This is a genomic window from Streptomyces sp. NRRL WC-3549 (assembly GCF_000721935.1).
Taxonomy (GTDB): domain Bacteria; phylum Actinomycetota; class Actinomycetes; order Streptomycetales; family Streptomycetaceae; genus Streptomyces.
On sequence record NZ_KL585412.1, the window covers coordinates 40,787 to 45,212 of the forward strand.

1 protein-coding gene and 2 pseudogenes are annotated in these 4,426 nt (G+C 71.8%); 2 read left to right on the plus strand and 1 reads right to left on the minus strand.

Going from position 1 to position 4,426, the window contains the following annotated elements; translation table 11 throughout:
• A pseudogene (mfd, locus tag IH13_RS37975) lies at positions 1 to 3,409 on the plus strand (transcription-repair coupling factor); the annotation flags it as partial.
• 92 nt (positions 3,410 to 3,501) lie between these two features.
• Here mfd and IH13_RS0120595 read toward each other — a convergent pair.
• Positions 3,502 to 4,083 (minus strand): TetR/AcrR family transcriptional regulator, encoded by a 582-nt coding sequence (locus tag IH13_RS0120595; protein ID WP_031086562.1) that lies wholly within the window; start codon positions 4,081 to 4,083, stop codon positions 3,502 to 3,504.
• 93 nt (positions 4,084 to 4,176) lie between these two features.
• On the opposite strand from IH13_RS0120595, the pseudogene IH13_RS42525 reads away from it, so the two are divergent.
• Positions 4,177 to 4,426: pseudogene (locus IH13_RS42525) on the plus strand (helix-turn-helix domain-containing protein); the annotation flags it as partial.

The window sequence follows — 4,426 nt, forward strand, 5'->3', positions numbered from 1 at the left end:
GCCCGCCCCTTCGCCGTGGCCGCACTGGCCCGCGAGGCCGGGCGGACGGTCCTCGCGGTCACCGCCACGGGACGCGAGGCGGAGGACCTGGCGGCGGCGCTGCGGACGCTCCTGCCCCCGGACACGATCGCGGAGTTCCCGTCCTGGGAGACCCTGCCGCACGAGCGGCTGTCGCCCCGCTCGGACACCGTGGGGCGCCGTCTCGCGGTACTGCGGCGGCTGGCGCACCCCCGGGAGGACGACCCCGAGACCGGACCGGTCTCCGTGGTCGTCGCCCCCATCCGGTCGGTGCTCCAGCCGCAGGTCAAGGGGCTCGGGGATCTGGAACCGGTGGCACTGAGCAGCGGGCAGACCGCGGATCTCGGCGAGGTCGTGGACGCGCTCGCGGCGGCCGCGTACGCCCGGGTCGAGCTGGTCGAGAAGCGCGGTGAGTTCGCCGTGCGCGGCGGCATCCTGGACGTCTTCCCGCCGACCGAGGAGCACCCCCTCCGGGTGGAGTTCTGGGGCGACGACGTCGAGGAGATCCGCTACTTCAAGATCGCCGACCAGCGGTCGCTGGAGGTCGCCGCCCACGGGCTGTGGGCTCCGCCCTGCCGTGAGCTGCTGCTCACCGAGGAGGTGCGGAACCGGGCCGCGGCCCTCGCGGAGGCCCACCCCGAGCTGGGGGAGCTGCTGGGGAAGATCGCCGAGGGGATCGCCGTCGAGGGCATGGAGTCCCTGGCCCCGGTCCTCGTCGACGAGATGGAACTGCTGCTGGACGTCCTGCCGAAGGGCTCGATGGCGCTGGTCTGCGACCCGGAGCGGGTACGGACCCGGGCGGCCGACCTGGTCGCCACCAGCCAGGAGTTCCTGCAGGCGTCCTGGGCGGCCACGGCGGGCGGCGGCGAGGCCCCGATCGACGTGGACGCGGCCTCGCTCCGGGGCATCGCGGACGTCCGGGACCGGGCCCGTGAGCTGGGCATGATGTGGTGGTCCACGTCGCCGTTCACCGCCGACGAGGAGGTGGACGAGGACACCCTGAAGCTGGGGATGCACGCCCCGGAGGCGTACCGGGGCGACACGGCCCGGGCACTGGCCGACACCAAGGGCTGGCTGGCCGACGGGTGGCGCACGGTGTACGTCACGGAGGGCCACGGGACGGCGTCCCGGATCGCCGGGGTACTGGGCGGGGAGGGCATCGCCGCCCGGGTCGACCAGGAGCTGACCACGATCGAGCCGTCGCTCGTGCACGTGGCGTGCGGGGCGGTGGACCACGGCTTCGTGGACCCGGGCCTGAAGCTGGCCGTGCTGACCGAGACGGACCTGACCGGCCAGCGCACCGCCAGCAAGGACCTGGGGCGGATGCCGGCCCGCCGCCGCAAGTCGATCGACCCGCTGACGCTCCAGGCCGGCGACTACATCGTGCACGAACAGCACGGGGTGGGCCGGTACATCGAGATGGTCCAGCGCACCGTGCAGGGCGCGACCCGCGAGTACCTGCTCGTCGAGTACGCCCCCGCCAAGCGCGGCCAGCCCGGCGACCGGCTGTACATCCCCACCGACCAGCTGGAGCAGGTCACCAAGTACGTCGGTGGGGAGGCCCCCACGCTGCACCGGCTGGGCGGCGCGGACTGGACGAAGACGAAGCAGCGCGCCAAGAAGGCGGTCAAGGAGATCGCCGCCGACCTGATCAAGCTGTACTCGGCGCGGATGGCGGCCCCGGGGCACCCCTTCGCCCCGGACACCCCCTGGCAGCGCGAGCTGGAGGACGCCTTCCCCTACGCGGAGACGCCCGACCAGCTGTCCACGATCGCCGAGGTCAAGGAGGACATGGAGAAGTCGGTCCCGATGGACCGGCTGATCTGCGGCGACGTGGGGTACGGCAAGACGGAGATCGCGGTGCGCGCCGCGTTCAAGGCGGTCCAGGACGGCAAGCAGGTGGCCGTCCTGGTGCCGACGACGCTGCTGGTGCAGCAGCACTACGGCACCTTCACCGAGCGGTACGCGCAGTTCCCGGTCAATGTGCGGGCGCTGAGCCGCTTCCAGTCGGACACCGAGTCGAAGGCGACCCTGGAGGGGCTGCGGGACGGGTCGGTGGACCTGGTCATCGGTACGCACCGGCTGTTCTCGTCGGAGACGAAGTTCAAGGACCTGGGCCTGGTCATCGTCGACGAGGAGCAGCGCTTCGGCGTCGAGCACAAGGAGCAGCTGAAGAAGCTCCGGGCCAACGTGGACGTCCTGACCATGTCGGCGACGCCGATCCCGCGCACACTGGAGATGGCCGTCACCGGCATCCGCGAGATGTCGACGATCACGACGCCCCCGGAGGAGCGGCACCCGGTCCTGACGTTCGTCGGCCCGTACGAGGAGAAGCAGATCGGCGCGGCCGTGCGCCGTGAACTCCTGCGTGAGGGCCAGGTGTTCTACATCCACAACCGGGTCGAGTCGATCGACCGGGCGGCGGCGCGGCTGCGGGAGATCGTGCCCGAGGCCCGGATCGCCACGGCGCACGGGCAGATGACCGAGGGCGCGCTGGAGCAGGTCGTCGTGGACTTCTGGGAGAAGAAGTTCGACGTGCTGGTCTCCACGACGATCGTCGAGTCGGGCATCGACATCTCCAACGCCAACACGCTGATCGTGGAGCGCGGCGACAACTTCGGCCTCTCGCAGCTGCACCAGCTACGCGGCCGGGTGGGCCGTGGCCGGGACCGGGGGTACGCCTACTTCCTGTACCCGCCGGAGAAGCCGCTCACGGAGACCGCGCACGAGCGCCTCGCGACGATCGCCCAGCACACGGAGATGGGCGCGGGCATGTACGTGGCGATGAAGGACCTGGAGATCCGTGGCGCGGGCAACCTGCTCGGCGGAGAACAGTCCGGGCACATCGCCGGGGTCGGCTTCGACCTGTACATCCGGATGGTCGGCGAGGCGGTCGCCGACTACCGGGCGGCGGTGGACGGCGCCGCCGAGGAGGAGCCGCCGCTGGAGGTCAAGATCGAGCTCCCGGTCGACGCTCACGTCCCGCACGACTACGCCCCGGGGGAGCGGCTTCGCCTCCAGGCGTACCGGGCGATCGCCTCGGCGAACAGCGAGGACGACATCCGCGCGGTGCGCGAGGAGCTGACCGACCGCTACGGCAAGCTGCCGGAGCCGGTGGAGAACCTGCTGCTGGTGGCGGGCCTGCGGATGCTGGCGCGCGCCTGCGGGGTGGGCGAGATCGTGCTCCAGGGGCCGAACATCCGGTTCGCCCCGGTGGAGCTGCGGGAGTCGCAGGAGCTCCGGCTGAAGCGGCTGCACCCCAAGACGGTGATCAAGGCGTCCGCCCAGCAGATCCTCGTACCCCTGTCTCTTATACACATCGAGACAGGTGGTGGGTCGCGAACTCCTGTCGTGGACCGGGGAGTTCCTGACGACGATTCTGGGGTCGTAGCTCCAGGCCGGCCATCCCTACGAGGTGCAGTACGAGTTCTCCCCCGGTTCCGGCTGAGTCCCGGCCCGCGCCGGGGTGCTCCCGGGCGCCGTTCAGGTGGCTCCGTCGGCCCCGGGGGCGAAGACCAGGCCGGTGAGTGCGCGGAAGGCGTCCTCGGGGGCGCGGCCCTCCAGGGCGTCCGTGAGGTTGCCGGTCAGCAGCAGTGTGGCGAAGCCGTGGGCCAGGGACCAGGCGGCGACGCCCGCGAGGCGGGCGTCCTCGCCCCGGGCCGCGTCGGGCAGGCCGTCGATCCCGGCGCGTAGCGCCTCGGTGGCCCGGGACTTGGCGGTGAGCAGGTCCGGGTCGTCGGCGCGGTAGAGCTCGGGGCGGAACATCACCTGGAAGTACGCCGGGTGCCGGGCGGCGAACCGGACGTAGGCGACGCCTCGTTCCCGGAGGCCGGGGGCGTCGGCCAGGGTGTCCGCGAACCGTGCGTACCCCTCGGCGGCGACGGCGGTGAGCAGGCCCGTGCGGTCCTTGAAGTGATGGGCGGGGGCGGCGTGCGAGACGCCCACACGGCGGGCCAAGTCGCGCAGGGACACGGCGTCGGGGCCGTCCGCCGTGATGACGTCGAGGGCGGCGGCGAGCAGGGTCCGCCGCAGGTCGCCGTGGTGGTAGGTGCGCTCACTGGTCATGGGGGCAACCGTACGCCGGATCTAGTCATTGACAAGTTCCCGGTCGCGGCGCACCCTGGATATCTAGTCACTGTCAAGATATGGGGGGCCGGGATGTCCGTCGAACTGGGTCAGGTGCGCCGGATGTGGCATCTGCTGGAGCCGCTGCACGCCGTCCTCTACTACGCGCCGGAGGCCTTCGAGGAGGCCGCCGGCCTCGGGTACGCCACACAGGAGCTGTCTCTTATACACATCTCGGGCGGCGCCGCTGGGGCGGGCGGGGGCGGACCGGGTGGCGGCCGTGTTCCACAGCTTCAGCCCGGCGACGGTCCGGCAGTACGTCCCGGGCCTGTCTCTTATACAC

Excerpts from the sequence above, each read along its gene's own strand:
- IH13_RS0120595 (WP_031086562.1), bottom strand. The coding sequence starts at position 4,083 with ATGACCAGTGAGCGCACCTACCACCACGGCGACCTGCGGCGGACCCTG.